This window comes from Aeromonas sp. 19NY04SH05-1 (assembly GCF_040581895.1).
GTDB classification, from domain to species: Bacteria; Pseudomonadota; Gammaproteobacteria; order Enterobacterales; family Aeromonadaceae; genus Aeromonas; species Aeromonas enteropelogenes.
Map to the genome: position 1 here is coordinate 436,246 of NZ_CP095328.1, position 24,950 is coordinate 461,195.

General features: G+C 59.0%; 24 protein-coding genes and 4 tRNA genes. 14 read left to right on the top strand and 14 right to left on the bottom strand.

Annotation, left to right across the window (positions count from 1 at the left end):
• Positions 1-9 precede the first annotated feature (9 nt).
• Together MRK42_RS02060 and mdtD are read left to right on the top strand one after the other, a co-directional pair.
• Entirely contained in the window at positions 10-1,137 is a 1,128-nt protein-coding gene (locus MRK42_RS02060) for a GTP-binding protein (RefSeq protein WP_354688850.1), read from the top strand.
• Positions 1,138-1,198: 61 nt separating this feature from the next.
• Positions 1,199-2,593: a multidrug transporter subunit MdtD gene (mdtD, locus tag MRK42_RS02065; protein ID WP_354688851.1), complete on the top strand. Its 1,395-nt coding sequence runs from the start codon at positions 1,199-1,201 to the stop codon at positions 2,591-2,593.
• On the opposite strand, the gene MRK42_RS02070 is transcribed toward mdtD, so the two are convergent.
• The 4 genes from MRK42_RS02070 to folB all read right to left on the bottom strand — a co-directional run bounded on the left by MRK42_RS02070 (position 2,578) and on the right by folB (position 6,193).
• Positions 2,578-4,413, bottom strand: coding sequence for a methyl-accepting chemotaxis protein (locus MRK42_RS02070; RefSeq protein ID WP_354688852.1), 1,836 nt, complete (start codon positions 4,411-4,413; stop codon positions 2,578-2,580). The two genes, mdtD and MRK42_RS02070, sit on opposite strands and share 16 nt — an antisense overlap.
• Positions 4,414-4,718: 305 nt before the next feature.
• A complete protein-coding gene (locus MRK42_RS02075; protein ID WP_224210888.1) occupies positions 4,719-5,207 on the bottom strand; it encodes a YbaK/EbsC family protein in 489 nt (162 codons plus the stop codon).
• A gap of 108 nt (positions 5,208-5,315) precedes the next feature.
• Positions 5,316-5,822: a 2-amino-4-hydroxy-6-hydroxymethyldihydropteridine diphosphokinase gene (gene folK / locus MRK42_RS02080; RefSeq protein ID WP_354688853.1), complete on the bottom strand. Its 507-nt coding sequence runs from the start codon at positions 5,820-5,822 to the stop codon at positions 5,316-5,318.
• Complete coding sequence (gene folB, locus MRK42_RS02085) at positions 5,822-6,193, bottom strand: dihydroneopterin aldolase (protein WP_042029053.1); 372 nt, start codon at positions 6,191-6,193, stop codon at positions 5,822-5,824. Before folB ends, folK begins: the two co-directional genes overlap by 1 nt.
• Before the next feature lie 158 nt (positions 6,194-6,351).
• Between folB and plsY the strand changes: the two genes are divergently transcribed.
• From plsY to MRK42_RS02120, 7 genes are all read left to right on the top strand, one after another.
• Positions 6,352-7,014, top strand: coding sequence for a glycerol-3-phosphate 1-O-acyltransferase PlsY (plsY, locus tag MRK42_RS02090; RefSeq protein WP_026455833.1), 663 nt, complete (start codon positions 6,352-6,354; stop codon positions 7,012-7,014).
• Between the two features lie 47 nt (positions 7,015-7,061).
• Positions 7,062-7,137 (top strand) — tRNA-Phe (locus MRK42_RS02095).
• A gap of 52 nt (positions 7,138-7,189) precedes the next feature.
• Positions 7,190-7,265 (top strand) — tRNA-Thr (locus tag MRK42_RS02100).
• Between the two features lie 3 nt (positions 7,266-7,268).
• A tRNA-Phe gene (locus tag MRK42_RS02105) sits at positions 7,269-7,344 on the top strand.
• Positions 7,345-7,352: 8 nt separating this feature from the next.
• Positions 7,353-7,428, top strand: a tRNA-Asn gene (locus MRK42_RS02110).
• A gap of 396 nt (positions 7,429-7,824) precedes the next feature.
• Entirely contained in the window at positions 7,825-8,862 is a 1,038-nt protein-coding gene (locus tag MRK42_RS02115; RefSeq protein ID WP_026455834.1) for a sensor domain-containing diguanylate cyclase, read from the top strand.
• A gap of 160 nt (positions 8,863-9,022) precedes the next feature.
• Positions 9,023-9,601 carry a hypothetical protein gene (locus MRK42_RS02120; protein WP_042029055.1) on the top strand — a complete coding sequence of 193 codons (579 nt, stop codon included), beginning with the start codon at positions 9,023-9,025 and terminating at the stop codon, positions 9,599-9,601.
• A 224-nt stretch (positions 9,602-9,825) separates the two neighbouring features.
• On the opposite strand, the gene MRK42_RS02125 is transcribed toward MRK42_RS02120, so the two are convergent.
• Positions 9,826-10,143, bottom strand: a complete 318-nt coding sequence (locus MRK42_RS02125) for a hypothetical protein (RefSeq protein ID WP_354689039.1) — start codon at positions 10,141-10,143, stop codon at positions 9,826-9,828.
• A gap of 97 nt (positions 10,144-10,240) precedes the next feature.
• Here MRK42_RS02125 and MRK42_RS02130 point away from each other — a divergent pair, with 97 nt between their 5' ends.
• The 3 genes from MRK42_RS02130 (at position 10,241) to MRK42_RS02140 (ending at position 14,152) form a co-directional block, all read left to right on the top strand.
• Positions 10,241-11,158: an IS5 family transposase gene (locus MRK42_RS02130; RefSeq protein ID WP_354688854.1), complete on the top strand. Its 918-nt coding sequence runs from the start codon at positions 10,241-10,243 to the stop codon at positions 11,156-11,158.
• A 381-nt stretch (positions 11,159-11,539) separates the two neighbouring features.
• Positions 11,540-12,427, top strand: coding sequence for a sensor domain-containing diguanylate cyclase (locus MRK42_RS02135; protein WP_026455836.1), 888 nt, complete (start codon positions 11,540-11,542; stop codon positions 12,425-12,427).
• A 669-nt stretch (positions 12,428-13,096) separates the two neighbouring features.
• On the top strand, positions 13,097-14,152 hold the full coding sequence (locus MRK42_RS02140; RefSeq protein WP_354688855.1) for an HAAAP family serine/threonine permease: 1,056 nt from the start codon (positions 13,097-13,099) through the stop codon (positions 14,150-14,152).
• A 64-nt stretch (positions 14,153-14,216) separates the two neighbouring features.
• Here the strand turns inward: MRK42_RS02140 and MRK42_RS02145 are convergent, their stop codons facing one another.
• A complete protein-coding gene (locus MRK42_RS02145; RefSeq protein WP_026455838.1) occupies positions 14,217-14,855 on the bottom strand; it encodes an exopolysaccharide biosynthesis protein in 639 nt (212 codons plus the stop codon).
• A 138-nt stretch (positions 14,856-14,993) separates the two neighbouring features.
• Entirely contained in the window at positions 14,994-15,299 is a 306-nt protein-coding gene (locus MRK42_RS02150) for a monooxygenase (protein WP_026455839.1), read from the bottom strand.
• Between the two features lie 119 nt (positions 15,300-15,418).
• Between MRK42_RS02150 and MRK42_RS02155 the strand changes: the two genes are divergently transcribed.
• Entirely contained in the window at positions 15,419-15,751 is a 333-nt protein-coding gene (locus MRK42_RS02155; protein WP_354688856.1) for a helix-turn-helix domain-containing protein, read from the top strand.
• A gap of 630 nt (positions 15,752-16,381) precedes the next feature.
• Positions 16,382-17,797, top strand: a complete 1,416-nt coding sequence (gene amt, locus MRK42_RS02160; RefSeq protein WP_124239484.1) for an ammonium transporter — start codon at positions 16,382-16,384, stop codon at positions 17,795-17,797.
• A 77-nt stretch (positions 17,798-17,874) separates the two neighbouring features.
• Here amt and MRK42_RS02165 read toward each other — a convergent pair whose 3' ends face one another.
• The 7 genes from MRK42_RS02165 to hslO form a co-directional block, all read right to left on the bottom strand.
• Positions 17,875-18,342 (bottom strand): glycine zipper 2TM domain-containing protein, encoded by a 468-nt coding sequence (locus MRK42_RS02165; RefSeq protein ID WP_026455841.1) that lies wholly within the window; start codon positions 18,340-18,342, stop codon positions 17,875-17,877.
• 98 nt (positions 18,343-18,440) lie between these two features.
• Positions 18,441-18,938, bottom strand: a complete 498-nt coding sequence (locus MRK42_RS02170) for an N-acetyltransferase (RefSeq protein WP_042029059.1) — start codon at positions 18,936-18,938, stop codon at positions 18,441-18,443.
• 101 nt (positions 18,939-19,039) lie between these two features.
• Positions 19,040-19,444, bottom strand: a complete 405-nt coding sequence (locus tag MRK42_RS02175) for a nitrous oxide-stimulated promoter family protein (protein WP_201982851.1) — start codon at positions 19,442-19,444, stop codon at positions 19,040-19,042.
• An 88-nt stretch (positions 19,445-19,532) separates the two neighbouring features.
• Positions 19,533-21,335 carry an aminopeptidase P family protein gene (locus tag MRK42_RS02180; RefSeq protein ID WP_354688857.1) on the bottom strand — a complete coding sequence of 601 codons (1,803 nt, stop codon included), beginning with the start codon at positions 21,333-21,335 and terminating at the stop codon, positions 19,533-19,535.
• A gap of 32 nt (positions 21,336-21,367) precedes the next feature.
• Positions 21,368-22,033: a GntR family transcriptional regulator gene (locus tag MRK42_RS02185; protein ID WP_354688858.1), complete on the bottom strand. Its 666-nt coding sequence runs from the start codon at positions 22,031-22,033 to the stop codon at positions 21,368-21,370.
• Positions 22,034-22,223: 190 nt separating this feature from the next.
• The gene (pckA, locus tag MRK42_RS02190) at positions 22,224-23,849 is read right to left on the bottom strand and encodes a phosphoenolpyruvate carboxykinase (ATP) (protein WP_354688859.1); all 1,626 of its coding nucleotides are present in this window, start codon (positions 23,847-23,849) and stop codon (positions 22,224-22,226) included.
• Positions 23,850-23,997: 148 nt separating this feature from the next.
• Positions 23,998-24,882 (bottom strand): Hsp33 family molecular chaperone HslO, encoded by an 885-nt coding sequence (gene hslO / locus MRK42_RS02195; protein WP_042029062.1) that lies wholly within the window; start codon positions 24,880-24,882, stop codon positions 23,998-24,000.
• Between the last annotated feature and the right edge of the window lie 68 nt (positions 24,883-24,950).

Sequence of the window (24,950 nt, forward strand, 5' to 3'; positions counted from 1 at the left end):
GGATTTGACATGACCGATATGCAAGATACCCGCATCCCTGTGACCCTGCTGACCGGCTTTCTCGGCAGCGGCAAGACCACGCTGCTCAACCACTGGGTGAAGCAGCCCGAGCTCGGCGAGTGTGCCGTGCTGATCAACGAATTCGGCTCGGTGGGGCTGGATCATCATCTGGTACAGCAGGTGGATGAACAGGTGGTGCTGCTCGATTCCGGCTGCATCTGCTGCTCGGTGCAGGGCTCCCTGGTAGAAGCGCTGCAGGGGCTCTTTATGAAGGCCATCCAGCGCAAGATTAAACCCTTCAAGCGACTCATCATCGAGACCACAGGGCTGGCGGATCCGGCCCCCGTGCTGTTTACCCTGCGCGAGGAGGGCTTTATCGCCCAGCGCTATCGTTTCGACGGCACAGTCACAGTCGTCGATGCAGGTCATATCGAGCAGCAGCTTATCCAACAGTATGAAGCGGTGAAGCAGGTAGCGCTGGCGGATCTGCTGGTGGTGAGCAAGGGCGACCTGGTGGATGAGGAGACCCTGGCACGGATCGAGAGCCAGCTGGCGGCCCTCAATCCGGCGGCGCCCATCGAGCGGGTGATCAACGGCGAGCTGTCACCGATCGTGCTGGAAAAATTGGGTGTCTACAACGAGACGGCGGGGCGCGACGTGCGTCAGCTGCTGGCCTGGCTGCGCACCGAGTCCCCCAAACAGGGGCTGGCCTCGCCGATGCAACCCAAGATGAAGTCATTCGCCGCCAAGGTGGGGACGGCTGCGCCGACCCATTTCGAGCATGGCAACATAGAGAGTTTTTCCCTGCGTATCGGCGAGCCGCTCAAGCCCTCCCGCCTGCTGGCGGCCATCGACGCGGTGCAGGCGCAGTACGGCGATGCCCTGCTAAGGCTCAAGGGGATCTTGCAGCTGGAAGGGGAGAGCCAGCCGGTGGTGATCCACGGGGTGCACGGTCAGCTCTATCCGCTGCAGGCACTGGGGGACTGGCCGGAGGGCAAGGCCCAGTCGCGGCTGGTGTTCATCGTGAAGAGCCAGGACAAGGCGGGGATAGAGCGGTTGTTTCTGGATACCCTCAAGGCACCCGAACCCAGTCTGGAAGAGCAGCTCAGAGCCATGCTCGGCCAGCCGGATGCCTGATAGTCTGATGTGACCCGCTTTCGTGCGGGTCTTTTTTTGTCTGAAGAGGAGGTGGCTGCTCATGCCCGATAGCACACACATGGTTACCCCGGCCCAGCGCAAGTGGCTGCCTCTGCTGACGGCGGTCGGTTTCTTCATGCAGACGCTGGATGGCACCATTCTCAACACTGCCCTGCCCAGCATGGCCGAGGCGCTGGGGGAGAGCCCGCTGCAGATGCAGTCCGTGGTCATCGCCTACATGCTGACGGTGGCGCTGCTCATCCCCGCCTCCGGCTGGCTGGCGGACAGGTTCGGCACCCGTCGCATCTATCTGGCGGCCATCCTGTTGTTTACCCTGGGATCTTTGGCTTGTGCTGCCGCCAATACCCTGCCCATGCTGGTGGCGGCCAGGGTGTTGCAGGGGATAGGTGGGGCCCTGCTGATGCCGGTGGGGAGGCTGGCGGTACTGCGGGTCTACAGCAAGCACGAACTGCTGCGGGTGATGTCGTTCGTCACCATTCCGGGGCTGCTTGGCCCCTTGATGGGGCCGGCGCTCGGGGGCTGGCTGGTAGAGGTGGCGAGCTGGCACTGGGTGTTTCTCATCAACCTGCCGGTGGGGGTACTCGGTTTTCTAGCCAGTTGGCACTTCATGCCCGATCTGCGCCAGGAGACGGCGAAATTCGACTGGCAGGGGTTCGTGATGTTCAGCATCGGCATGGTGCTGGTGTCGGTAGGTTTGCAGGGATTGGGGGAGCACAGCATCTCCACCGGTTGGGCGCTGTTTGCCCTCATCTTCGGGTTGGCGGCCATGGCGAGCTACTGGCTCTACGCAGCCAATGCGCAGGAGCCGCTGTTCAGCCTGGCGCTGTTCAAGACCAACACCTTCGCCATCGGCATCTGGGGCAACCTGTTTGCCCGCCTCGGCAGTGGTGCCATGCCGTTTCTCACGCCACTGTTCTTGCAACTGGGACTGGGATTCTCGCCGAGCAAGGCGGGGATGACCATGATCCCCACCGTGCTGGGGGCCATGCTGACCAAGACGCTGGTGAACAAGCTCATTCCGCGCATCGGCTATCGCCGCATTCTGATCGGCAATACCCTGGCGCTGGGGGCCATGATCGCCAGCTTCTACTTCATCGACAACCAGCTGCCTTACGAGGTGCTGCTGGGCTGGCTGGCCCTCTTTGGCGCGCTCAACTCCTTGCAGTTTTCCGCCATGAATACCCTGACCCTGCAGGATCTAGGCCCGACCTATGCCAGCAGCGGCAACGGCCTGCTGTCGGTGGTGATGCAGCTCTCCATGAGCCTGGGGGTAGCCATCGCCGCCAGCCTGCTTGGACTCTTCTCCGGCGGGGCTGACGCCGCCGGCGGGCAGTGGCTGGCGGGCTTTCACCTCACCTATCTCTGTGTCGGGCTGCTCTCCATGCTGGCGGCGCTCATCTTCGCCCAGCTGGAGCGGCCTCAGACCCGGAATTGATCGATGGCGCTGGCCAGCTCGCTGGCCTGTTGCTCCACCTGCAGGGTAGCGGACAGGGACTCTTCGGCCTGGCCACGCACCTGGTTGGCGATGTCGCGGATCATCACGGCGTTGCGGTTGATCTCGGCGGCTACCGAGCTCTGCTCCTCCACGGCGGTAGCGATCTGGGTATTCATGTCGAGTACAGCCTCCATCCGCTCCGTGATGAGATTGAGTTGCTCTCCGGCCAGCTGGGCCGCCGAGACGCTTTGCTCGCCATTGTCGCGGCACTCACCGATCTGCGCCACCATGCTGGCGGTGCGTGACTGCAGGCTGCCTATGATGGTGGCGATCTCCGTGGTGCTCTGCTGGGTGCGCATCGCCAGGCTGCGAACCTCGTCAGCCACGACGGCGAAACCACGCCCCTGATCCCCGGCCCGGGCCGCCTCGATGGCGGCGTTGAGGGCCAGCAGGTTGGTCTGTTCGGCGATGGCCCGGATCACGTCCAGTACGCTGCTGATGGTCTGGCTCTCCTGCGACAGGGCTTCGCCCTCATGGCCGGTTTCATCCAGCCGCTCCGAGAGTTGGCGTATGGTCTGGCCGGTCTGTTGCACACTGTCACGGCCTTGTTCGGCGGCGCTGTGGGTGTCGCGGGCGCTGGCGGCAGCGGTTTCTGTGTTGTCCGCAATATTAGCGATGGTGGATTCCATCTCGGTGGCGGCACTGGCCACCAGATCGCTCTCCTCAAGCTGTTTTGACAAGGCCTGCTGGGTCAGCTCTGCCTGTTGGCTCAGCAGCCGGGTCTGGGACTCCAGGTGCCCGACCGAGCCTTTCACCCGTTCGATAAGGGCGTGAAAGTGATCCAGCATGGTATCGAAGTCACGGCCCATGGCGACCAGTTCGTCCTTGCCAGTCAATCTGGCACGCAGGGTGAGATCGTTGTTGCTGGTGACCCGACGCATCACGTCGGCCAGCTTGTCGAGGCCGCTCATGATGCTGCGACCGATGGCAAGGTTGAGCAGCAGGGCGGTGATGATGCCAACGGCACACAACATGATCATCATCCAGGTCTGGCGATCATGCTGGGCATTGACGTAAGTGGTCAGCTCCTTGAGCAGGGTGGCGCTTGCCGAGGCCATCTTCTGCTCTTTCTGGATCAGGCTTGCGCGCAGGCCATCCTTGCCGGTCAGACCCAGTTGCTGTTCAGCGCTAACCAGCTCCTTGAAGTACTGGCGGTAGCGCTGGAGCAGCTCGGCCTGTTCCGGATTGGCGGCCAGCGCCTCGGCCAGCGGCGTTGCGTTGGCTTCCAGCTGATCCAGGTAGCGTGCATCCCGGCGCAGCATGAAGTCCTTCTCGTTGCGGCGCAGCTGCAACAAGATGACTTCAAGGCGAGGATCGTCACGCTCCTTGAGGGCCGACTCAAGCGCATGGGTAGCAGCTCTGAGCTTGCCGTAGAGGCCTGCTTCCGGCGTGAGGCCGATCCGTTCCTGCTCGCTCTGCAGTCGTTTGAATTCAGCCTGGTAGTCATCGAGTGCACCACCGAGCACGGTCAGGTGCGCATCCATCTCCGCAGGCAGGTAGCCTTGGAGCAGCTGGATGGTCTCCCGGATCCGCTGGCTCTGGGCGGCGAACTCGGTGACAAGGGAGGGATCCTTGCGCAGCAGGTATAGCTTCTCGTCGAGCGCCAGCTGGGTGCGTTCGGAGTCAAGCTGCTGGGTCAGTCGCTGTGCCATGGCAAGCTGCTCGTTTCGCTCCGAGAAGTAGGATAGGCCTCCGACCAGCAGCAGCTGGATCAGGGTGATGAGGAAGGCGGACCAAAGTAACTTCTGTTTGACGCTCATTACTGCCTCACAGCAACAGGGGAAGTACCCGTCATTATCGTTCAGTCGAGCAAAAACTTTAATATTATGTTTATTGTCAATAAGTTGCTGCGTCGTCTGTCACCTGACAGTTTGTGAGGAGGACAGACAATCTCGTTCGGGATCAGGCAGTTGTTTTGTTGGTGGCTAGCCGCCCACAAAGTGAGGAAGTACTTCCTTATGGCAGAGGGGAGACAGTCCTCATGGTGATGGTTGTCGTGAAGGTGGCATAAGGCCGCATCCCGGAGCGGTGACACGGCTCTTGGGCCCATAGGAGTGGGACGGATTCAGGTCGTTGCCACGGGCAGATAGCTGACCTGGCAGGGCAGCTGTGCCAGCACCTGGGGCAGGTGGGCGGTTTCCAGCAGAAAGGTGTGTTCCGGGTGACCCGGGGTCCAGGTAAAGGCGTGATGGGCGAGCAGCTGCGGATCTATCAGCAGCGGGATGTCGGCGCGCGGCAGAAAGGGGCAGACGGCTCCCGGCAGGCAGCCGATCTGTGCCTGCATCTCCTCGGCCGTGCAAATGGAGGGTTTGGCTCCCAGGGTGGCCTTGACGGCCTTGTTGTCCAGCCGCCCGTCCCTGTGGGTCAGCAACAGGGCGAAACGGCCATCCTTGAACTTGAGAAACAGGGTCTTGCTGAACTCCGCCTGCCAGCCAAGGCGTGCCTTGACCTGCTCGTCGGTGGCGTAATCGAGGATGGGCTCGTGTTGATAACGCTGATGGGGCAGATCGGCGAGCAGCTGGCAGTTGAAGTGATGGATGGTATCGAGTGGCATCTATTCCTCCTTATTCATGGGAATTATCCTGCCAGCACTACAGGGCAAGGGCCAATCATGCTTTCTAATCTGCCATAAGCGACAAGGGCACCGAGGTGCCCTTGTCGATCAGTGCTGCAATGCCGCTGCTTCCCAGTGAAAGGGAATGGGGCAGAGCTGCTGGGAGGCCTTGTCATAGGCGTGCCACAGCTCGTTCATGGTGCGGCCATCGAGCGGATGGCGCAGGGCCGGTGCCAGCTCGGCCAGTGGCCACAACACGAAGGCGTTGGTGAGGATCTCGCCGCGGGGCAAGGTGATCGGTGTGTCGCAAACCAGATCTCCATAGAGCAGCAGGTCAAGATCCAGGGTGCGGGGTGCGAACTTCTTGGCATCCGGTTCGCGGCCGTGGGCAAACTCCATGGCGCGCAGGCGCTGGCAGACGGTCGCCAGTGGAAGATCGGTCTGCGCCGCCACCACCAGGTTGTAGAAGGGGCGACCATTGAAGCCCACCGCCTCGCTCTCGAATACCCGTGACACCAGCAGCTCGCCAAACTCGCCGTACAGGGCATCAAGACCGGCGCGGATATGGCGCTCCCGCTCTATGTTCGAGCCCAGGCTGATATAGAGGGTGGTCATCAGTTGGCGCTCGCTACCGGTGTGCGATGGCGCAGGATCTCGACGCCGACGCCTTCGGCATTGGGTACGGCACCTGGCTTGGTGAGAGTCACTTTGACCCACTGTACCCGCTCATCGGCAAGCACCAGGGTGGCGACCTGCTCAGCCATAGTTTCGACCAGTTCGACTACCTTGCCGCTGACATGTTCACAGATCCGGTTGGAGAGGTCGGCATAATCCAGTGCCAGCTTGATATCGTCGGTTGCGGCGGCGGGGCGGTTGTCGAACCCCATCTCAAGGTCAAACCGGAGTTTCTGGCGAATGCCCTTCTCCCACTCATATACACCTATGGTGGTCAAAACCTCGAGTCCGCGAATAAACACCTTGTCCATGACTGTACTTCTTCTTTACTCTTGATGGGCTGTGATGACAGCGCAGGGATGCTGGCCGGGCGACATGCTTGCCGAGGCTGTCTGGTTGGGCAAAGGGTCCAAGCCAGCGTATGTGGCCCGCATCATACCCCATTCATATCGTGGTAAAAACGACCAAGATGACGGCCCTGACGATTTTGATGATTATTCTGGCCTACCTGGGTGGTTCACTATCCAGTGCTGTGCTGGTCTCCCGCTTCACCGGTCTGCCTGATCCGCGGGATCATGGCTCCCACAATCCGGGGGCGACCAATGTGCTGCGCCTCGGTGGCCGGATGGCGGCTCTGGTGGTCTTGCTGCTCGATGTGATCAAGGGAATGGCCCCCGTCTATCTCGCCTGGTTTCTGCAAATCAAACCCGTCTACCTCGGCTTTATCGGCGTGGCGGCCTGTCTTGGCCACATGTATCCCCTCTTCTTCCATTTCCGGGGAGGCAAGGGGGTAGCGACGGCGCTGGGCACCATGCTGCCCATCGGTTATGGCATGGGGGGCGCTGTGATAGGTACCTGGCTGCTGGTACTGCTGGTGAGTGGCTACTCCTCTTTGGCTTCCATCATTACCGTACTGTTGACGCCGCTCTTTACTTACCTGCTCAAACCCGAATATACCTTGCCGGTTTCGCTGCTCTCCTGCCTCATCCTGATCCGCCATCACGAGAACATTGCCCGTTTGCTCAAGGGAGAAGAACCCAGGGTGTGGGGGCGCAAGCGCAGGGCCAGTGAGGGGGAAGTGGAGGAAATGGGGCGCGTTGAGCAAAAAAGAGACGAACGAGACAAAAAGTGAAATTTCCCGTTGACCACCAGCCTTAAAATCCGTTTAATAGCGCCCACGCCCAGATAGCTCAGTCGGTAGAGCAGGGGATTGAAAATCCCCGTGTCGGCGGTTCGATTCCGTCTCTGGGCACCAAATTTTGGTGTCATGAAATAAAAATTTGTTCATGCGCAATGGTTTGAAGTGTGCCGGCTTAGCTCAGTAGGTAGAGCAACTGACTTGTAATCAGTAGGTCACCAGTTCGATTCCGGTAGCCGGCACCATTTGCCCAGATAGCTCAGTCGGTAGAGCAGGGGATTGAAAATCCCCGTGTCGGCGGTTCGATTCCGTCTCTGGGCACCACTTACAATTCCTCCTTAGTTCAGTCGGTAGAACGGCGGACTGTTAATCCGTATGTCACTGGTTCAAGTCCAGTAGGAGGAGCCAACACAAAAGCCCAGCTGAAAAGCTGGGCTTTTTTTTATCCATTTCGTCATGGTGACGAACAGGCTCGCCTGTTGCCGTCGTCGACCGTCACCATCTGTCGCCGGGCGTTGACTGTTTGTTGCGTCAAGCCATCTCATCCGCAAACAGGGTTCCACCTTGATCCATTATGGAGATACGGGGCCTGGATGGCCGGAGAATATCGCTTCCTCATTATTAATCTGCAGATGACGGGCTATAGTAAATAATAAAGTTAATTACTTTATAATCGACATTTACAATGCGGTTTATCTGTTCTATATTTATTTGAATGGTTGTTTTGTTATGCAGTTGAAGTTCATTTTATAGCTGATAGAACAATTAAATGCAGTCTATTTGATGAGATATATGGGGAATGTTATGCATAATGAACGTTATCTTGATACAGCCGAACTGGATAAATTAAATTCCGGCGGTGATATAACCATGCCAGTATCATTTATCCTTGATATATCTCGTTCCAAATCACTGCAAGATGTATTGAATGTGGTGGCAAACTGGATTCACCATTTATTTAAAGCCGAACGAGTCAGTATTACAATTAAAGAAAATGAACATTTCCTGAAGCTTTATTCCATTTCCGGTAATCGGGCCATTCCTCTTGATTTTCTTATGCCCATTAAAGATACATTTGTCGGTGGTGTATTTTCATCGGGTCGTTTGGCCATCTGTGATGATTTGAGCATGTCTGACAAGCTGGACTGCCAGATGTTGTATCACAAGGGGATGGGCTGTTGCATGGATGCCCCCATGCTGCAAGGTGACAACTGTATCGGCACCCTGAATGTGGCGCATCAGGATAAATTTTTTTACTCAACGAGAGACGCTGTCATTTTGCAGTGTCTGGCCCATTGGCTCGCCCTCAATATCCAGCTCTATCTGCAAGTCGATGAAATGAAAGTGTTGGCTTCTACCGATTATCTTACCGGCATATACAACCGCAGGGCATTCATGGCAGAAGGGCAGAGCCGGGTCGCCCATTCGTTATTGACAGGGGTTCCCTGTACCGTGGCGATTCTTGATATCGACAATTTCAAGGAGTTGAATGATCGCTATGGTCATGAGGCGGGAGACCTCGTGCTCAGGCAGTTGGCTGCTGCCGTTTGCACCGTCGTCCGGGAGCATGATGTATTTGCTCGCATTGGCGGGGAAGAGTTTGCATTGATTATTGCCGGGGGCTCCCATGATGACAGCGATGATATTTTTGAAAAAATAAGAGCCTTGATTGAAGAGTTGCTTATCGAATATGGCGAATACACCATTCAAGTCACGACCAGCATAGGGGCGTCAGTCTCTACCCCTGCGGATGTCGAGATCGGACATCTTCTGCGAAGAGCGGACATGGCGCTCTATCAAGCCAAGAGTGCCGGCAAGAATAGGGTAATCTTCGAGTTGTAACTGACTTCTGTACTGGCCTGCGAAGGCGGACGGATCGCTGGGGCAGCCCCTGTCGCCCGCAATGCTGCGGGCATCGATCTTCCACGAAAATTTACCTAGCATGGAAACTTTGGCGAGCCAAACATGCCGCCGCTACTTTACTGTCGAGAGAATCCACAAGATGAAAATGCGTCCCCTGTTGTTGCTGAGTGTCCTGCTGCTGGGCGGGTGTAGCGTCAATCCCTATCGTTGGCCCGGCAGTGAGCCCCAGACGCCTGCGCCGAGCGAGCCAGTCACCCAGCCTCCCGTGACTCAACCCGAGGTGAAACCACCGGTACAAAAACCGGTGGCACCGACCGCGCTGGCCGTGGCCATGGCGGATGCCTTCGTCCAGGCCCCCGAGGTGCGGGAGCTGGCCAATGGCAACCCTGTGCTGCTGCTCACGCCACCCCAGAATGGAACGGGGGAATCTCTCGACACACGCCCCATGGCGGCGGCCATGATCAAGCGGATCCAGTCCAAAAGCGAGTTTCGCTTCGTCGACCCGGGCCAGGTCGCAGCCATCACCAGCCAGCTTGAATATCAGCAAGGGGGAGTCAATCCTGCCTCTTTGGTGCGCCTGGGGCGCCAGACCGGGGCGGGTTACATGCTCTACGGGGATCTGGTGCAACAGGGGGGACGTTATCGGCTTGCCATGAGCCTGATGGATCTGCGCAGTGGCGAACTGCTCTGGAATGCGAGCCGCTTCGCCAGCCGATAGTTTGGACTTTGTCGGGGTCACCATGGCACCAGGCCAGAGGTGACCCTTGCGGGCCGGTAGGGGGATGACCCCCCCCTTCAGTAGATACCGGCTGTTGCGTTCCTTTACCCTTTACCCTGCCCATACGTTATGGCCAGCGAGACCGATAGTGATTGCTCGCTTGCCATCATCAACAATTCCTCACATCAGAGCCGCCATGGCAGTCGGTGGCACGCCACCTTGTCTCAGAGCATCGGGAAGTAGCAGGCGGTGATATCGACGGGCTGATCCGGGCAACCCGGTTGATAAAACTGCCAACCGGCGTCCGAGAAGGCGCGCAGCTCGCTCTCGACAAATGCCAGCGCCAGGCTCAGGGCCTGCAGGGCATCGATACCATGGATAAGGGTCTTGTCGCGCAGACCGGCAAGCTTCACCTTGCAGCGATGGTCACCGTTGGCGGATCTGGGGTCAGGTCTGGGCCTGTGGATGGCGATCTTCAGGCGAAGTTGCTCACCCTCTGGGTTGACGACATCGAACCTGGCGGTGACTAGGGTCTTCTTCATCCGGATATTGGCGTTGTTGCCCAAATCGATGCAGCTTGAATGGAACTAACTGAGGACTTGGTGATCTGATCACCACCATCCTCTTCAAATCTGCATCATGGGCACGTCGCTTCACCCCATCACCAACTGGCCTAAATACAACAAGTCTTTGATTAATCGTGGTTCACTCACCTTCTGGGTTGATGCCGATGCCATGAGCAACTGGTTTCACCACGACCATCATGGGCGGCGGGGCCGCAGCCAGCTTTACACTGACCAGACCATCTGTACCTTCCTGATGCTCAAGGGGATTTTCAGCCTCACTCTGCGGGCCACCCAGGGACTACTCGACTCCCTGTTCGAGTTGATGAACGTACCGCTTTGTGCCCCCGATTACAGCTGTGTCTGCAAGCGGGCCCGCACGGTGACAGTGGCCTATCGGCAGCCCTCAAAGGGACGCATTACCGACTTGGTTATCGACTCAACCGGTCTGAAGGTGTTTGGTGAAGGCGAGTGGAAGGTCAGAAAACACGGCGCCGAGAAACGGCGAGTCTGGCGCAAGTTGCATCTGGCGGTAGACCCGGTGACCCACGATATCGTGGCGGCGGAAGTCTCGCTGGAAAATGTCCATGATGCCGAGGTGTTGCCCACCTTGCTCAACCCTCTGCGGCGTAAGCTGGGACATGTTTATGCGGATGGAGCTTATGACAGCAAAGCCAGCCATCAGCTTATCTCGCGCAAAGGGGCGACAGCCTGTATCCCGCCTCGCAAGAGCGCGGGGTTATGGAAAAATGGACACCCAAGAAATGACGCTGTGCTGGTGATGCGCAAGGAAGGGCTGGCACACTGGAAGAAGATATCGGGGTATCACCGTCGCTCACTGGCAGAGACGGCGATGTATCGGTTCAAGCAGTTGCTGACGGGGAAAATCAGTCTGCGTAACTACAACGGCCAAGTGGGAGAAGTCATGGCGTATGTCAGCGCCATAAACAAGCTGAATACCCTGGGCCTACCTGTCAGAAAACCTCGAGTGTAGCGGTTACCCAGGGCTGGGGAAGTCATGACTTGCTGGCTGATTTGGGCAACAACGCCCCGGATATTCCTTTTCCGTTGGTGGGTTCAAGCTTGAGGAGCCCTGGCCGGGGACCAGAAGGCGCTCTGGGGTATCAGCCTAATGGAACCTGGAGACTCAAACAATCTGCTGTCAGCTCATGGCAGATGCCAAAATGAATCAGAGCCTCTCATGCTGGTGTTGCTGAATACCGGCAAAGAGCTCGGTTGATTACCAGGTTGAACATTATTTGCGCATCAAGGTTCATCACTGATTGAATTTGATGTTCGCTCCGGGTCTGGCACGGTACGATATTTTGACAGTCAGCCAGCCTTTCGCTGCCTGAGGCTCGCAGGAGGAGACGGAATGGAGCTTTCGGTCAAGCAACTCTATGAAGTGATGGCCCAACTGCCGGATCCTCTCTTTATCCTGAGCGAAGATGGCTACTACATCGAATACCTGGGCGGGATGGAGGAGCAGTCCTATCAGGACGGTAACCCCCTGACGGGAAAGAGACTGTTCGACGTACTGCCTGCGGTGATGGCGCAATGGGTGATGGAACAGGTGATGCTGGCGCTGGATAGTGGCCAGATCCAGGTGGTGGAATATGATCTTGCGGCCACTGAGGTGGCGGGGATCGATGCAGCCGTCGGGCCGCAAGGGATGCAGCGATTCGAGGGCAAGATTGCCCCCTTGCCCTCTCTGTATGAGGGGAAGCGAGCGGTCGTCTGGGTAACCCGCAATATTACCTGCCAGCACGAGCTGCAACAGCGACTGAAATTGCAAAGCGAAACCGATCAGCTCACCGGTCTCTACAACCGGCGATTCTTCTTCGATCACTGGGCCCGGTTGCAGCAGGGGGAGGGTCATGGCCTCATCATGCTGGACATCGACCACTTCAAGCAGGTCAACGATCGTTTCGGCCATCAGGAAGGGGATCGGACCCTGCAACGCTTCTGCGAGTGTGTGGCGACCCAGTTGCGCAGCGAGGATCTCTTTGTTCGTAGCGGCGGCGAGGAGTTTCTGGTGCTGCTGCCGCGTCTGGACGAACTGACGTTATTGCGCATTGCGGAGCGGATCCGTGCAGCAGTGGCAGCCCTGGCCGCCGACCCCGTTACGCTGACCGTCAGTCTGGGTACGACGCTGGTGCGACCGGGTGAGGATATCAATCTGGCGTTGGCGCGCGCCGACGAGTGGCTCTATCGTGCCAAGCGAGCAGGGCGCAACCGGGTGGCTCACTGCCCATCGCGCTGACGGCCGGCCATCAGTGATTAATAATATCGTCCACCTTCGCTATTATTTCATTGAGGTGGAATTAATCTCATTTTATTTATTGAAGGTTTTTTACGCCATCATGTTAATATTAATAGGTCGGCTAGTTCTCATTAATCTTGTTGAGAAAAAAGCCGTGGTTTTACCATTATGTTATCAGGACGCTGTCGCACAGCCCTGACAAGACTGGAATGATACATTTTATTGTTTTTTTGAAACATCTCGGTTTAAACGGTCATGAATTATTAACCTTGACCTTGATGATGATTTCAATGATGGTAAAACGGCATTTTCGTATTGCCCCGGCGTGCATTATTGAATGTCGGTGGATTTATTATGGTACGAAGCATTCGATATTCTATTGAATATCGCTTGCCAGTTATTTCTGGCCAATAAAAATAATGATGACAGAACAATAAGGTATGTATCGCAATGAGTCTTGCTATTGCAGAAAAGAGTAATACTGTTTCAAAGTTGAAATGGGAGAAAAGTGATTCGGTATGGACCATGGGTCTATATGCCACAGCTGTGGGTGCCGGCACTTTATTTCTCCCGATTACCGTAGGCAGTAACTCCCCGGTTATCTTGCTGTTTATTTTATTACTGGCGTTTCCACTTTCTTATTATTCTCACCGGGCGCTGAGCCGGTTTGTGCTCTCCAGTTCCCATCGGGAGGGAGACATCACCCATGTGGTGGTGGAGCACTTTGGCGCCAGAGCCGGCCAGTTGCTGATGCTGGTCTACCTGATGGCCTTCTACCCCATCATTCTGGTCTACAGCATCTCCATCACCAATGCGATCCAGAGTTTCCTGGTGAACCAGCTGGGGAGTGCAGCTCTCCCTCGTGGCTGGCTGGTGCTCGGAGTCATGCTGGGTCTGCACCTGATCCTGCTGGCGGGCAAGCATATAGTGGTATCGGCCATCAGCGTGCTGGCCCTGCCCATGGTGGCGTTTCTGCTTGGCCTCTCCTTCTATCTGCTGCCCCAGTGGAGCCTCTCCTATTTTACCGAGAGCCAGGCGGTGGATTGGCATGATCCCTCCTTCTGGAAATCCCTCTGGCTTATCGTGCCTGTGATGGTGTTCTCCTTCAGCCACGCTCCCATCATCTCCTCATTCAGCGCCGCCCAGAAGAAGCGGGATCATCAGCATGCGGACCAGCTCAGCAGACGCATCATCAAGTGCAGCAGCCTGCTGATCTGCGGCAGCGTGATGTTTTTTGTCGTGAGCTGCGTGATGAGCCTGAGCCAGGCCGAGATGGCGCTGGCTCGTACCGACAATATCTCCGTGTTGTCGGCGCTGGCGAACAAGTTCTCCAACCCGTTGATAGCCTATGTGGGGCCGCTTATCGCCATCCTGGCCATGTCGAAATCCTTCCTCGGCACCTCCATGGGGGTGAGCGAAGGAACGGTGAGCATGGTGAGTGGCGCCTGCCAGGGGCTCGGGCTCTCCCTCAAGGAGTCGACCATTACCCGGGTTTCCTCCCTGATCCTGTTCATCGTGACCGGGGTCATCACTTACCTCAATCCCAACGTGCTCGACATCATAGAGCGCATCAGCGGGCCGCTCATCGCCGTGATACTGTTTCTGCTGCCTGCCTGTTCCATCTATCGCTTGCCCGCGCTCAAGCGCTATCGCGGGGCGAGCACCCTGTTTGTGCTGGTGATGGGGCTGCTTGCCATCTCGGCCCTTATCTACGATCTGTTCTGACGAACCGGATCCGGCACAATGCAAAAAGGGCGGCCTATGGCCGCCCTTTTCATATTTCTGGCTGTCAGCCAAACAGGGTCGAGATGTTCTGTCCCGCCATCAGCAGACCGATGGCCAGGGCGCTGAACCAGACCAGGGTCGCCGTGACCAGCAAATAACCGCCAGCGACGAACAGGCCATCGCGCTGCAGCATGCCGGTGCTTAGCAGTAAAATGGCCCAGGCCGGCATGGCGTTGGTGAAGGGGATGGCACCCAGAGGCAGCATCAGCAGCAGGGCCGCCAGCATGATCAGCAGGCCATTGCAGCGGTTGATGGTGGTGCTGCCCGTCAGCAACAGCAGGCGCGGGCGGATGAAGCGATCGATGCGGGCCAGCAGATCCGCCCCCTTGTGCAGGGTCGGCTTGAGCTGATCCGCAGCGAAGCGGCGTTCCATCAGAAAAGCAGGCAACCAGGGCACCCGGTTGAGAGTGATGCCGATGCCGATAAACAGGATCAGCAGACCAAACGGAGTGCTGACGCCCGGAATGGAGACCGGCAGCAGAAAGGGCACGGTGAGCAGCACGCAAAACAGCAGCATGCCCTGTTCTCCCACCAGGGTCAGCATCTGGCGCAGGCTGATGTGGCTCTCGTCGATGGCGTGTGCCGTGGATCGCAGGGTATCCGAGAGCGTGCTTTGTGGATCTTTGAGTTGCGCAGCAACCATGCCTGATGTCCTTCTGATGAGTGCTGAGGGTCACCATGACCCGATTGCGCGTCAGAATACGGGGGCAAGGTTAATAGCGGATGAATAGGGGGAGCAGATAGCGAAGCGCCGCCCCGATCGGGCGGCGGGGCGAGCGGATCACTTGATGCCGAATGTGATGCGGCTGAGGGGCTCGTTGACGTCGAACAGCTTGTATTGCACGTCGCTGGCGCCCATGGCAAGCACTCGCTGTTCGTGCATCTGCACGTATTGCCGTGCGCTCGCCTCATCCTCGAACAGATAGATGCCACCCGCTTCGCCGGTGCGCGGGTTCTCCGTCCATATCTTGGAGATAAACCCGGGCTCGCGGGTGATGGATTCGGCCAGCGGCACGGCGGCCTCGGTCAGTGCCGGCCCCATCTGCTCGGCGGGAAAGGTGAAATGGATTTGCAGCAAACTGGGCATGACGGCTTCTCCTGTTGAATGATACGACTCGTCGCATCATAGGAAGCCGGCATTTTGGCTGCAAGAAGGCACATTTTCGTGGCATAGTTACCCTGAAGTAACCATTAGCGAGGTACACCTTGAACCCGCCCCTCTGTCCTGCCTACGAGGTGTTGCGACTGCTGAACGGAAAATGGAAACCGGCCATCCTGTTTCATCTGCAAAGCCAGACCCTGCGTTTTGGCGATCTGCGTCGCCGTTTGCCCGCTGTCAGCCAGAAGGTGCTCACCGCCCAGCTCAAGGAGCTGGAGAGTGACGGTATCATCAGCCGGACCCTCTATCCCAGCGTGCCTCCCCGCGTGGAGTATGCCCTGACACAATTGGGCACGGCTCTGCTGCCCCTGTTGCAACAGATGCATGACTTTGCTCTTGCCAACGCCGGGTTGCTGGCACAGCAGGAGGATGAGACTTAGGTCGCTTGGTGCCAGCCATGTCTCTAATGTCTCTTATCCGCAGATGATCAGGGGAGGGATGCCCTTCGCCAAGGGATGAGCCTGACCCTATGCCCGGTGTCAGTGAGCTCTCGCTGCACTCTTTCCTTCCGCCAGTTCCCGAATGCTTGCGCTCATATCCAGCCAGATCTGTCCTGTTCGTGGGTCACGCCCGTTTTCCTGCCATATCGCAGCCAGATCATTCCTGGTGATGACGGTTCTTCCCGATGTTGGCTCGCGCGTGGTCAAGAGGCGCCCCTGATTTGGCTGCGCCGTTCTGGTGCGCCCGCCATGACCTGCCCTGTCACGGGGCGGTCGAGGGCTGGATGGCACATCTCGTGCGCCAACTTGGTGCGTCAAGTGCTTGGTTATAAGTTAATCACTTGATTTTACTGAATTTTAATTTTTGGCTCACTTTATGCTTTTTATCTGTCAGGTGGTGTCTGCGGCCATCGGAGACAGCAGTCATGATGGCGCTCCTGTGCAGACCCCTCCCCGTGCCGGGCACGGGCGTGATTTTGGCAAGCCGTGAACAGTGCTGCGGCCGCCACGGATTCAATCAAGGAAACGGAGCCGGTCATGGACCGGCACGACAGGGAAGGAGAGTACTCTATGGTCAAAAAATGGATGATGGCGGGTTTGCCAATACTGTCTGCCTTGCTGGTTACCCCAAGTTGGGCCGAAGAGGTCGCTCAGGTGCAGGCTGCGGCCACTATCACCATCAACAAGGGGGACAATACCTGGATGCTGCTGTCGGCAGCGCTGGTGATCCTGATGTCGATCCCCGGTCTGGCGCTCTTCTACGGCGGCCTGGTTCGCGCCAAGAACATGCTGAGCGTATTGATGCAGGTATTCACTCTGTTTGCCCTCATCTGCGTGCTGTGGGTGATATACGGTTATTCGCTGGCCTTCACCGAAGGAGGCAGCTTCTACGGCTCCTTCAGCAAGGTGCTGCTCGCGGGGGTAACGCCTGATTCGATCGCCGCCACTTTCAGCAAGGGGGTCGGCATCAGCGAATTTATCTACGTGGTGTTCCAGGGGGCATTTGCCGCCATCACCTGCGGCCTGATCGTGGGAGCCTTTGCCGAGCGCATCAAGTTTTCCGCCGTGCTGCTGTTCTCGGTGATCTGGTTCACCTTCGCCTATATCCCGCTGGCCCACATGGTGTGGTACTGGGCGGGCCCCGATGCCTACACGGACGCCGCCGCGGCTGATGCCGCCAACGCCACCGCGGGTTATCTGTTCCAGCATGGAGCCCTCGACTTTGCCGGCGGCACAGTGGTGCACATCAACGCCGCCGTGGCCGGTCTGGTTGGTGCCTATCTGGTGGGTAAACGCCTGGGTTACGGTCGCGATCCCATGACTCCCCACAGCCTCACCATGACCATGATCGGGGCCTCCCTGCTCTGGTTTGGCTGGTTCGGTTTTAACGCGGGGTCGGCTCTGGAGGCCAACGGCACGGCGGCGCTGGCCTTCGTGAACACCTGGGTGGCCCCGGCGGGTGCGGCCCTCTCCTGGACTCTGGCCGAGTGGGTGATGAAGGGACGCCCCTCCCTGCTGGGCGCCGCTTCCGGTGCCGTCTCCGGTCTGGTGGTGATCACGCCGGCGGCCGGTTTCGTCGGGGTCGGTGGCGGTCTGGTGATGGGCCTTATCAGCGGCGTAGCCGGCCTGTGGGGGGTGCACGGTCTCAAGCGCTGGCTGGGTGCTGACGACAGCCTGGACGTATTCGGGGTGCACGGGGTGTGCGGTATTCTCGGCGCCTTGCTGACCGGTGTCTTTGCCAGCCCGGATCTGGGCGGTACCGGGGTGTGGGACTATGTTTCCAACCAGGTGGCCGATGGCTACTCCATCCTGGCCCAGGTGAAGGTTCAGGCCATCGGGGTGGGGGTCACCATCCTCTGGTCCGGTGTCGTGGCTGCGGTGGCCTACAAGGTGATCGACATGGTGATCGGATTGCGGGTGAAGGACGATGCCGAGCGGGAGGGGCTGGATGTCACCACCCACGGCGAGAAGGCCTACAGCATGTGATCCTGGTCGTGCCAGAGCACAAAAAAACCGCCGGGAGACCGGCGGTTTTTCATTGTTACCGAGAGAGGACGAGCTGCTTAGTTGACCACGGCGACGTTGATGGTGCCGTTGCCTTGGGTCATGCGAACCCGGGCGCCCGGGACGAAGGTCGGGCTGGCTTTCTGGACCACCACGATGGATTCCCCGGTCTCTTTCTTGATCTCGAGCTCGACACCATCAACTTGGTTGAACTTGTCTCCGGCGGCCTTGCCTGCGGCTGCACCGGCGATGGCGCCCCCGGCTGCAGCCAGGTCACGGCCGGTACCGCCGCCAATGGTGCTGCCCAGCAGGCCGCCGACCACGGCGCCACCTATGGTGCCGAGCAGGGCGTTCTCTTCGGCCTGGATCTTGACCGGGCGGGTCGAGATGATGGTGCCGTAGCTGACGGTTTGTACCTGTTTGGCGCGATCCTTGGTGTAGACATCGCCGGAGTAAACATCGCTATTGGCGCAGCCAGTGATGGTGGTGGCGGCAAGCATGGCAATGATGGTCATACGTTTAAACATGGTGGTTCTCCTGCACTGCACGCAATTTGAACAATCTGGTTGGTGAGTCGCACTCTACTCCAACCCGGTTGCACATGAAATTGGCAAAATGTAACCAATTATGTGTCCTGAGGGTGGCTTTGTCCTTGAATCCAGCCTGTACCAGAGAGTTTTTTCGCCAGCACCAGGCGATCTTCTCCCGGGCCGAAGTAGCCTGCGACTTCCTCCATCAGCTGGTAGCCGAGGCGGTAGTAGAGACGCTGAGCCGGGTTGGCGGGATCGACGGTGAGGCGCAGCTCGTCGACGTTCAGGGCGCGCTGGTTCACCTCCATCTGGCGCATCATCCGCTCGGCCAGGCCGAATCCGCGAGCCTCTGGCAGCACCGCCAGCGACAGCACCCAGCCTTGTGCGCGATCCTGGCCAAATCCCCCCAGCACATAGCCCACCAGATGCCCTTCATGCTCAGCTACCAGCAACAGCTGCGGCCATAGATCCATGGCCTGGCGGAAGAAAAAGGCCGGATAGAGATCCTCGCCAAAGACCTTAGCATCGATCTGCCAGATCCCGTGCATGTCGGCATGGGTGGCGGTGCGCAAAACGGGCGGGGTGTGGTGCATCAGGACTCCATGGTTGCAGCAATTCGCCGTTGAGCGGGAGGTCAACGGCAACAAAGGAGCCATAGGGTACTGGCCATCCCTTGCCCGATGCAAGGGGGCATTCAGGGCGGCAGCGGGCGACTGTGGGGCAGTTTGGGGGCCTTGCGCAAGCGGTCGAGCAGGTGGCGCAGGGTTAGCCAGGGGTGATGCCACAACATGCGCGGGCCGCTCCATTTCATGACCCGGAGGATCTGCTTGCGCATCGCGGAGGCGTAACAGTGGATGCTGCAGTTGGCACAGGTCGGTTTGTGATCGTGGCCATAGCGACAGCGATTGAGCCTTTGGTAGGCAAAATCCCTGAGCTGGTGGCAGCGTTGGCAATGGGGATCCTGGTGATGATGCTGGCAGTAGAGGCGGATCATGGCGCTGACCGTCTTTTGCTCGCGCATCAGTCTGGGGTGGTCACTCGTCTCGCTGTGGGTAGCAGCGTGTGAGCCCCCGGCTGGGCTGGCATGATGACTTTTCATGAGCGCCATTTTCCTGACCCGCCCGCCGAGGGTGTTGATACAGGTCAAAAGGGGGGGCAAAAAAACAGGGCCCGTGGGCCCTGTGTCATCAGATGAGGCTGGTTGCCTGCTCAAGCCAGGCGAGATCGTCCCCGTCGAGCAGCGGGCTCAGGCGGCGGAACACCTCGGCATGGTATTCGTTGATCCAGCGGAACTCGTCCTGGCTCAGCAGGCTGCGATCGATGAGGCGGATATCGAACGGCACATAGGTCAGGCGCTCGAAGCCCAGCATCGGCAGCTCGCCGACCTGCTCCTGCTCGGTCACCACCACCAGATTCTCACAGCGGATGCCAAAGGCATCTTCCCGGTAGTAACCCGGTTCGTTGGAGAGCACCATGCCCGGTTGCAGGGGGACCATGCTCCCTTTCGGAGAGATACGCTGCGGACCTTCGTGCACGCTGAGGAAGTGGCCGACCCCGTGACCGGTACCATGGTCATAGTTGTAGCCGGCCTGCCACAGCGGCATGCGGGCCAGCACATCGAGCTGGATGCCGGCGGTGCCGCGCGGGAAGCGGGCCTGATCCAGGGCGATGTGGCCCTGCAGCACCCGGGTGAACATGGCTTTCTGTTCGTCGGTCACCTCGCCCACCTTGATGGTGCGGGTGATATCGGTGGTGCCGTCCAGATACTGACCGCCGGAGTCCACCAGATAGAGGCTGTCCTGACCGAAGGGGCGCGGCGTGCCGTTGCCATGGTGGTAGTGGCACATGGCGGCGTTGGGGCCCAGCGCCGAGATGGTATCGAAGCTCGGCTCGATATAGTGATCCTGCTCGCGGCGGAAGGCTTCCAGCTGGTCGGCCAGGATGCCTTCGTCCATGCCCTCGAAGGAGCCTGCGGCGATCTGCCGATCCAGCCAGGCGAGGAAGCGGGTCACGGCCACGCCGTCGCGCAGGTGGGCGGCGCGCATGCCGGCCAGCTCCACCTCGTTCTTGCAGGCTTTCGGCAGCATGGTGGGGTCCTGACCGGCGACCAGGATGGCGCCCGCCTCTTCCATCACCAGCTGGGTCCAGGCGTTGGCGCTGTCCGGGTCGGCCAGCACCTTCTGCTGATCCTCTCCGATGCGTACCAGCACATCACCCAGCTTGTCGATGGGGTAGACGGAGACGTCCTGACCCACGTGCTGGCTGAAGGCGAAGCAGTCAATCTTGTCGGTATCGACGAAGAAATCCACAGTGGTGTTGGCGTACAGCACCGCAAAACCCAGTACCACCGGCAGGCGCTCGATGTCGCGGCCACGCAGGTTGAGCAACCAGTTGATGGGCTCGGCCTGGGTCAGCAGCACCGCATCCAGACCGCGCTTGCGCAGATCCGCCGCCAGCAGCTCACGCTTGGACTGGCTGGATTGGCCGGCCAGCTCCTCGCTGTAGAGAATGACCGGGCTCTTGGTCGGCGCGGGGCGATCGGTCCAGTGCAGGTCGATGGGGTTTTGCTCGACGCGCACCAGCTCGATGCCGCGCTCGGCCAGCAGCGCCTTGGCTTGCTTGTACCAGGTCAGGCTGTGCAGACGGGCGTCGAAACCGACCCGGGCGCCGGACGGCAGCTGTTCGGCCAGCCACTGTACGTGGGGGTTGTCATTCAGGTGAAGAAACTCGAACAGCTCGGCAGGGGTCTGCATGCGGGCCTGCACCGTATAGCGGCCATCGACAAACAGGGCGGCGCGCTGGGCCATGATGATGGCGACGCCGGCGGAACCGTTGAAACCCGTGATCCAGTCCAGTCGCTCGGCGTAGGCGGGGATGTACTCACCCAGGTGCTCATCATCGTGGGGGATGATAAAGGCGTCCAGCTCCTGCATGGCCAGCTCGGCCCTGACTTGGGCGACGCGGGTTTCAATCAACTCGAAATTATTCATATCGTTATGCCAGATGGTTGCTATATGAGTGTTCAGTTGTTGTGGCTGCTGTCCAGGATCCGCTTGATCGACTGGCCTGCGGCCTCGATATGCTGCTTGAGCAGCACCACCGCCTCGTGCTTGCGCCGGGCGCGGCACAGCTCCAGCAGCTGGGCGTGTTCACGCTCCGCCTTGTCCACGCCATCGCTGGCAAACAGCAGCTCGAAGCGGACATAACGGTCACAGCTCAGGTTGATCTGGGCGATGAGATCCAGTGCCTGGAGGCGGCCGGCAGCCTGATAGAGGGTGGCGTGGAAGCTGTGGTTCAACTCGGCCCAGTGTTCGATCTGGGTGCCTGACTCCAGGGCGTGATCGAACTGGGCGAGGATCGCCTCCGCTTGCGCGAAGGTGGCTTCAGTCATCTTGTCGACGGCATGAAACAGGGTATCGGCTTCCAGCAACGCTCGCAAATAAAACAGTTCCTCGATGGCCGAGGCGTCCAGCATGGTGACCACGGCGCCGCGATGGGCTTCGAACTTCACCAGCCCCTGGGCCTCCAGCTGCATCAGGGCTTCCCGCACCGGGATGCGGCTCACCGCCAGCTCCTTGGCGATGGCATCCTGGCGCAAGGGGGCGCCGGCGGGAATTTCCCCACGGAGGATCCGGCCACGGAGGTTTTCCATCACCATCTGGGTTCGGGTCTTGTAGGGTGGGGTCATGGCAGGGTCACGATAGCGCGTTACGAAATTGTATATTGTATAAAGTTTGGCTGAATCTACCCCGTTGGGGCGAGCAAGGCAAGGTTTACGGGCGTCCAGCCCAATGCCAGCAGCGTTCGGAGCCTGTGTAAAAAACAAAAATGCCGGTCAGCAAGGCTGACCGGCATGATTCACTCGTCGCGAGGAGTTATTACAGCTGCGGACCTGCCGCCACCAGGCGCTTGCCCTCGTCGTTGTCGGTGAAGCGCTCGAAGTTCTTGATAAAGCGCTGGGCCAGATCCTGCGCCTTGGCATCCCACTCGGCCTTGTCGGCGTAAGTGTCGCGCGGGTCGAGGATCGCCGGGTTCACGTCGTGCAGCTCGGTCGGCACTTCCAGGTTGAAGATCGGCAGTACCTTGGTCGGCGCCTTCTCGATGGAGCCATCCAGGATGGCGTCGATGATGGCGCGGGTGTCCTTGATGGAGATGCGCTTGCCGGTGCCGTTCCAGCCGGTGTTGACCAGGTAGGCCTCGGCGCCCGCCGCTTCCATCCGCTTCACCAGCTCCTGGCCGTACTTGGTCGGGTGCAGGGAGAGGAAGGCCGCGCCAAAGCAGGAGGAGAAGGTCGGAGTCGGCTCGGTGATGCCGCGCTCGGTACCGGCCAGCTTGGCGGTGAAGCCTGACAGGAAGTGGTACTTGGTCTGCTCCTTGGTCAGCTTGGCGACCGGCGGCAGCACACCGAAGGCGTCGGCGGTCAGGAAGATCACCTTGGTGGCATGACCCGCCTTGGAGACCGGCTTGACGATGTTTTCGATGTGGTAGATGGGGTAGGAGACACGGGTGTTCTCGGTACGGGAGCCATCGTCGAAGTCGATGGTGCCGTCGGCAGCCACGGTCACGTTCTCCAGCAGCGCATCGCGGCGGATGGCGTGGTAGATGTCCGGCTCGGCCTCTTCGGAGAGCTTGATGGTCTTGGCGTAGCAGCCCCCTTCGAAGTTGAACACGCCGTGGTCGTCCCAGCCGTGCTCGTCGTCACCGATCAGCTGGCGCTTGGGATCGGTGGAGAGGGTGGTCTTGCCGGTGCCGGAGAGGCCGAAGAAGATGGCCACGTCGCCGTTCTGACCCACGTTGGCGGAGCAGTGCATGGAGGCGATGCCGCGCAGGGGCAGGAAGTAGTTCATCATGGAGAACATGCCCTTCTTCATCTCGCCACCGTACCAGGTGCCGCCGATGAGCTGCATCTTCTCGGTCATGTTGAAGGCGACGAAGTTCTCGGAGTTGAGGCCCTGTTCTTTCCAGTTCGGGTTGGTGCACTTGGCACCGTTCATCACCACGAAGTCCGGCTTGAAGGTCTTGAGTTCTTCTTCGCTCGGGCGGATGAACATGTTCTTCACGAAGTGCGCCTGCCAGGCCACCTCGGTGATGATGCGTACGGCCAGGCGGGTGTCCGGGTTGGCGCCGCAGAAGCCGTCGACCACGAACAGGCGCTTGCCGGAGAGCTGCTTGGTTACCAGGGATTTCAGATGTGACCACACTTCCGGGGTGATGGCCTTGTTATCGTTCTTGCCTTGGTCAGACCACCACACAGTATCCTGGGTAGTTGCGTCTTTGACGATATATTTATCTTTCGGGGAGCGGCCGGTGAAGATACCGGTGTTGACGTTGACGGCGCCCAGCTCGGTCACTACGCCGCGCTCGAATCCTTCCAGGTCGGGGCGAGTCTCTTCCTCGAACAGCTGCTCGTAAGAGGGGTTGCGTACAATTTCCTGGCTGTTTTTGATGCCGTACTGGTCCAGACCTAATTGTTGGGCCAGGGTGGGTTCTGCCACGATTGTCATTGTATTCTCCTGGGGTCAGAGGTTGTAGGGTTCTATCTGGCGTCCATCCTATCACTTAGGTGGTAGAGTTTAGCGATCGCCATCAAACTTTATAAAATAGGGTATTTTTTTGTTATTAAAGTTAAAGGCGGGTTTTGCCCGCCTTTAATTAGTGTAACTTGTTTGCATCATTGCCGGGAGCCCTGCTGAACAGGGTTTCGACGTCGATCCCATTAAATTGGTACTGGGCGCCGCAGTAATCACAGTGCATGTCGATCTTGCCGAGCTCCTGCACCATATCCATCACCTCTTCCTTCTCGATCTGCAGCAGGGCCCCTTCGCAACGCTCGCGGGAGCAGGTGCAGCGGAACTCGACCGCCTGCGGATCGAATACCCGCACCTTGTCCTGGTGGTAGAGGCGGTAGAGGATCTCTTCCGCTTCCAGACCGAACAGCTCTTCATCCTTGATGGTGCTGGTGAGCTGGGTCAGGTGGTCAAAGTCATTGCTGTGATCCTCGCTCTGGGCGGGCAGCTCCTGCAGCATGATGCCGGCCGCGCGCGGGGCACCTTCATGGTAACCGGTGCGGATCCACAGCTTGGTCGCCAGCTGTTCGGATTGGGCGAAGTAGTGCTCCAGGCAACCGGCCAGGGTGTCGGCGTCCAGCGCAATGATGCCCTGATAGCGCTCGCCCTGCTCCGGGGTGATGGTGATGACCAGCTGGCCGTTGCCGATCAGGCTCTGCAGCTTGTCGTCGTTCGGCAGCTCGCCCTCGTAGCGGGCCACGCCACGCAACTGCTGGTTGTTGTCGCCGTTGATGACGGCCAGACGGACCGGGCCATCCCCCTGCAGCTGCACCGTGATGGAGCCTTCGAACTTGAGGGTGGCGGTCAGCAGGCTGGTGGCCACCAGCAGTTCACCCAGCAGCTTTTGTACCTGCACCGGGTAGTTCTGGGCTTCCACCACATGGCGATAGGTGTGATCCAGCTGGACCAGCTCGCCACGTACTTCGTACTCTTCAAACAGATAGCGATACAGCAGATCTTGGTTGCTCATCATGTATTCCTGGGTTGTTCGGTGAGGTAAATCGGTCGGGTTGGCTCCTGCCTCGCGGTGGCCAGCCC